Annotated in this window: 3 protein-coding genes; all 3 read left to right on the top strand. The window is 30.4% G+C overall.

The features are described 5' to 3' along the window. Positions 1-307: 307 nt before the first annotated feature. Genes EZH24_RS06160 through EZH24_RS06150 form a run of 3 tightly spaced genes read left to right on the top strand, consistent with a single transcriptional unit; the run spans position 308 to position 5,769 of the window. The gene (locus EZH24_RS06160; protein ID WP_137998258.1) at positions 308-2,029 is read left to right on the top strand and encodes a dynamin family protein; all 1,722 of its coding nucleotides are present in this window, start codon (positions 308-310) and stop codon (positions 2,027-2,029) included. 1 nt (position 2,030) lies between these two features. After that, on the top strand, positions 2,031-3,524 hold the full coding sequence (locus EZH24_RS06155; RefSeq protein ID WP_137998257.1) for a dynamin family protein: 1,494 nt from the start codon (positions 2,031-2,033) through the stop codon (positions 3,522-3,524). A 28-nt stretch (positions 3,525-3,552) separates the two neighbouring features. Then, positions 3,553-5,769 (top strand): dynamin family protein, encoded by a 2,217-nt coding sequence (locus tag EZH24_RS06150; protein ID WP_137998256.1) that lies wholly within the window; start codon positions 3,553-3,555, stop codon positions 5,767-5,769. Positions 5,770-5,889 lie beyond the last annotated feature (120 nt).

Raw genomic sequence — 5,889 nt, 5'->3', positions numbered from 1 at the left:
ATACTATACTATACTATACTATACTATACTATACTATACTATACTATACTATACTAATATTTAACTTTTTAGAAAATATTTTATTTTGTTTACGGTTTAATTTAAAATCGTTTTTTAATCTTTGTTTTATATCGTCTTTTATAAAGGCGGCAAAAATATTTAAAAATTTTAGAAATATTAAATATTCTAAAAATTTATTAAATTTATTTTCTTATTTAATTTCAATAAGCGATTTATATAATTTAAAAATTTTATATAGATTATTTCTACTTCATACAAAAAAATTAAAATTAAAGGAGAATATATTATGTCGGTAGAATCAGTAAAGAAAAACGCATTAACGGTAATCGAGGAGGCTTCAAATATCAATACGAGATATGGTTTTGATAATTTGAACAAAAAACTTTCGGACGCGCAAAAGACGGTTGGCGATTTTAAGATTAACGCCCCACTAATCGGTTTATTCAGCGCTGGCAAAAGCAGTATTCTAAATAAATATTTGAATATTGATTTGCCTGTGGGAATAGAGGCTAAAACTTCCGTTGCTTGCGAATTAGTTTACGATGCGGACGAATATTTGGAAGTCGTGTCGGATAAAAACGAGTCGAGCAGAAAAAATATAGCCGAATTGAAAGATTTGACTATCGAAAATTGTTCTTTTGTTCGCATGCATTTGAATAATAACAAATTGGCAAATTTGAAATATATTACAATTGTCGATATGCCGGGACTCGATTCGGGATACGAACAGCATAATAAGGCTATAAAGAATTATATAAATTCCGCTTCATATTTCATAATAATAATGGATATTGAAAACGGAACGATTAAAAAATCTCTTTTGGATTTCTTAAAAGAGCTTGATTTATACAGTCTTAATTTTGGTTTTATACTTTCAAAATACGAGCAAAAAGACGAAGCGGATATTGAAAATATAATTAAAACCACAAAAGAAAATATTTTAAATTTTATCGGAAAAGATATATTTGTCGGCAAAGTGTCAGTTTTCAATTCGGATATTTCCGATTTTGAAAATATTTTATCAAATATGCAAGTAGTCGCAATCGCTAAAAACTGTTTATATTCAAATTTGAAATCAATATTGGAAGAAAATTTATTGAAAGAATTAAACCGCAAATTAAAATACGACAGATTTGATATTGGCGAGATAAACAAAAATATTAGAGAATTGGAAAAGAAGGCTCAAGATATAGAAAAAAGCATCGAAAAAGAAGCGTATTTTATAAAAAATAAGGCAAATAATCAGCTTACGGACGCCATAATTTCGGATATATCCAATACTTTAAGCGAAAATGTAGATATGCTCGTTATGAAAGCGAAAGAAAATTCTTCTTCGTTTGGAGACACTATAAACCAATTAGTAAGACCCGTTATAGCTTCGAGTTCCGATAGACATTTGAAAGAATTATTTTCGGAGATATACGGAAGGCTTCAGGTTAATTTTAATTCTATAGTCGGCGAACTTCAAATAGATTCTATTAATATCGGTAGCCTTGAAGAAGGAAATAAATTAATAGACGCTGGTATGGATGTGATTATGGAAATGTTGAAAAAGTATTTGCCAACCGCTGGAGTCACCGCAGCTGGAACTTTAGCCGCAACCGCAGCTATATCTTCCGCCGTTACATTAAGTTCGGTAGCCCTTCCTATAGTCGGTGTTTTAATAGCCTCTCTCATTCCATTTTTTGGAAATTTATTAAAATCAAACAGGGAAGCGAGCCAAAACGAGAATATAAAGAGTCAAATACTCGGAAATATAATTCCAAGCGTTCTTTTGCAAATTAGAGGCAAGCTTGATAGTTGTATATCGGAACAAACGGACGCTTTCATTAAAGCCGTTAGAGAAAAATTTGATATCGAGCAAAACAGCATAAAAGAAGCTTTGGAAAAGGCTAAAAAAGATAAGGAAATTTCGGAAAACGAATTTAATGAAAAATTAGAGTTATTAAAATCGGATATTGAAAAAACCGAAAAATTAATTTTGCAACTTAATATTGACGGAGAATAAAATGAATATATCAATAATAATTTCCGCGGGAGTAATTTTTATATTTCTTATAATATTAATAATTATTGTTGGAAAATATAAAAATAAAATAAATATTTTAAATAAAGTCGTTTTTGAAAAAGAAACGGATATTAAAAATATTAACTTTGAATTAGCGGAATATAAAGATAAACTCTCAAAAAAAGAAAGCGATTATAATAAAGTCGAGACGGAGCTAAAAGAAACCAATATTAAATTGGAAGAAAAAGAAGAAACTATAAATGCAGTTTTGATGGAAGCTGCGCAAGCGAAAGAGAAACATAAAAAAGTTTTGGATATTCTATCCGAACAGCCCGAAAAAAACGAATCTACAGAAGCTTTTCATAAAATCAGAAGCGTATATAACAATTTGATTAATAAATGCATAGAATACGATTTGCCGAGCGGAAAATTATTTAAGAATTTTGACGAGCTTTTGGAGAAAATCGAAGAGGCTATTAATTTTCCGTTATTCTATCATAAAAATATAATAGCTTTATGCGGACAGTTTAGTTCGGGTAAAACGAGTATGATTAATTCTTTTTTGAAGGACAATATACTTCCGACTTCTATAGAGCCGACTACGGCGATAAACACTTTCGTTGTATATGAAAAAGATAACGATTTATATATAAGAAATTGTTTCAGCGGGCAGACGAAAGTAGATAAAGAATTGTATCAATTTGTCACGCATGCTTTCACAAAAGAATACGATAAAGATGTTCATAATATGGTAAAATATGTTTCGCTTCATACTCAAAAATTAAAATATGAAAATATAGCTTTACTCGATACTCCGGGGTATACGGGACAAGGGACGGACGCTACCGAAGACGATAGCAATATGGCTATGAAAGGAATAGCTCAAGCGGATAATATCGTCTGGGTTGTGAGTATGGAAAACGGGACTATTAAAAATAACGATTTAGAATTCCTTGAAAAAGAAGAATTAAACGGAAAGGATATTTTAATAGTTTTCAATAAGGCTGATATTCAAAGCGAAGAAGATATAGATAGAATAGTTGAAGAAAGCAAAATACAACTCGACAGCAGAGGAATAGATTATAAAGATATAGTAGTTTATTCCTCAAAATATCCCGAAGACTTTAAAGAAGGCGAGAAAAAATTATTCGATTTCTTTGAAAGCGAAAATAACAGCATAGAAAGAAATTACTTGGAAGATTTGAATAAAATCTTTAACGAGTTTGTAGAATATTATAAAGATATGGACGAGGATTTGGCTATTTATACGGAAGCGTTAAATGTGACTAAAATTAAGTCCGCTTTTTCTTTAATTGGCGCTAAAAATAAATCAATAGACGAATCTATAAAAAATGTTAAAGAAAATAGGCAAAATATTAAAAACTTTATAATAGACTTGGAAAATTCAAAAGATAAATGTTTAGATTTGCTGGGCGATTCCTTATATTCTAAAAATAGGGAAGAATATAATAGACATAGAAAAAATTTAAAATAAAAATTTAAAATAACGAGGTATAAAAAAAATGGAAAATAACAAAAAAATTGAAGAATTAAAAAACAAATTAAAAACTTCAAATTATTTGGAGATTTTGGATAAATCGATATTGGGAGATATTGAAAACGACTTTAATAATTATTTGGAAAATTATAAAAGGCTCGAAAGCGAAGATAAAATTCTAACGATAGGAATAGTCGGACAGGTAAAAGCGGGAAAATCTTCTTTTTTGAATACTTTATTTTTTGAGAGCGAGGATGTTTTGCCAAAAGCGGCTACTCCAATGACTGCGGCGCTTACAAAAATAAGATACTCAGAAAATATATCGGCAAAAGTGCATTTTTTCACTTTAAAAGACTTTGAAACAGTAGAAAACGGAGCGAGAGAATGCAAAAGAGCGATTGAAAACGAAAGAAAAAAATTAAACGAAGAGCTTAAAAAGAAAAACAAGCCCGAAGTAAAATTAACGGACGCCCAATTATTAGGAATGGTAGAATTGAGCGACAGCGCTAAAGCATTTTATGAAATTTTTGAGAATTTCAAGAAAAACGAAGGAGAATTGAGAAACAAATTGGAAAATTCGGCAAATTCCGAAAACAACGATAATTTTGAGGTTTTGGATAATGTAGAATCGGTAGAAGCCCTTAAAAATAGACTCGAGGATTATGTCGGCGTAAACGGAAAATATATGCCTATAGTAAAATATATAGAAATATTTTTGAATATAGAGGCGATAAAAGATTTTGATATAGTCGACACTCCCGGGCTAAACGATCCCGTTATAAGCAGAGGACAACTTACGAGAGATTTTTTGGGAAAATGCGATGTTATATTTTTGTTAAGCCCTACGAGTCAGTTTTTCGATTCGCAAGATATAAGTTTATTTTCGGAACAGCTTCCGCAAGAGGGAATAAAAGAGGTTAAAGTTATAGGAAGTAAATTTGATAACGGTTTGATTGGCGAAAGTCAAAAATATAACGGCGATATTAAAACCGCTCAGGCTGGAGTGGAAACCGTTTTAAACGAGCAATTTAAAGCGAGAATAAATAACAGCAAGAGAAAAGATATATTTGAAAAAGCTTTTCCTCCGTATTATATAAGTTCTTCATGCTACGATATTTATAAACATTATGGCAAATTATCGAAAAACGAAGAGAGAATAAAAAATAATATCGTAAGGGCTTTTCCTCATTTTATAGACGATGCCGAAAGTTATAAAAAATTAAGCGGAATAGAAATATTTAATTCTACTATTATACCCGAAATAGTTTCTAAAAAAGAAAATATATTTAAAGAACGTTCGAATAATATATATTCTGGCTTTATCGAAAGATTTACTCAATCGATAAACGAATTATATGAAGAAGTAAAGCGAAAACAAGAAGAACTTTCAAACGGAGATATTAAAACTTTGGAAGATAAAGTTAAATCCTCGCTTAATAATTTGGCAAAATTGAAAGATAGCATAAACGATTGCTACGATGAGAAAACTCATGAGATAAAAGTTAAATTCAAAGATTTATTAACGGAAATCAGAGATATAATAGATATGAATTCCGATGTAAAGAAGAGAGAGAAAACCGAAAACTACACGGTTATGGTAGAAAAAGAAGGGTTCTTTGGAGGAGTTGGTAGATTTTTTGGCGGAATTTTTGACACGGATTGGGGATATAGACAAGAAACGAGAACAAGAAATGTCTCTTACGCTTCCACTCAAGACGCCATAGAACAGATAAATAAGATTATGAAAGAATCTCAAAAAATGATAAATTCCGCTTGTAAAGATATTTTCGATATAAACGCTTTTTGCGAAGAGATAGCCGTTAAACTTTTGGAAGTATTCGATTTATCAAATTTAGATTTTGACGCCAACTCTATTATTCTGCCGTTAAAAAAAGTTTTGCGCTCGTTATCTATAAGTTCCGTTAGATTGGACAAAGATTATACCAATATTATAATTGAAACCGTATCGGACAAAGAGGAAACATCCGTAGAAGTTATGCAAAAAGCTATGAGAAAAACCGTTTTGGATATAATCAAAGATATAGAAAAAGCTTTGGATAATCAATCCGCCGAAATAGTTTCAAAATTAGACAAACAGGCTGACAATCTTATAAGCGATATTTCAAGCTCGATAGAAAAAGACGCCGAAGAGCTTAAAAATCAATTGAAAGATAAGAAAAAATACGAAGAAATGTATAAAGAAGCCGTATCGGGAATTGAAGAAGTAAAAAATAATATTTGATTAAGGAGTAATTTATGTTGCCAAATAAACCGCCCTACTTTTATAAATGTAATTCCTGCGGGAAAACTTTTAGCTCGTCCGAAAAAGTAAATCCGATTTTGGAATTCTTTAATATAAAAA

This window comes from Brachyspira catarrhinii (assembly GCF_005518285.1).
Classification (GTDB): Bacteria; Spirochaetota; Brachyspiria; order Brachyspirales; family Brachyspiraceae; genus Brachyspira; species Brachyspira catarrhinii.
Note: the sequence above shows the minus strand (reverse complement) of the source record. Positions and strands in the feature narration are given on the sequence as shown.

Coding starts and splice junctions, on each gene's coding strand:
- EZH24_RS06160 (WP_137998258.1), top strand. CDS start 308: ATGTCGGTAGAATCAGTAAAGAAAAACGCATTAACGGTAATCGAGGAG.
- EZH24_RS06155 (WP_137998257.1), top strand. CDS start 2,031: ATGAATATATCAATAATAATTTCCGCGGGAGTAATTTTTATATTTCTT.
- EZH24_RS06150 (WP_137998256.1), top strand. CDS start 3,553: ATGGAAAATAACAAAAAAATTGAAGAATTAAAAAACAAATTAAAAACT.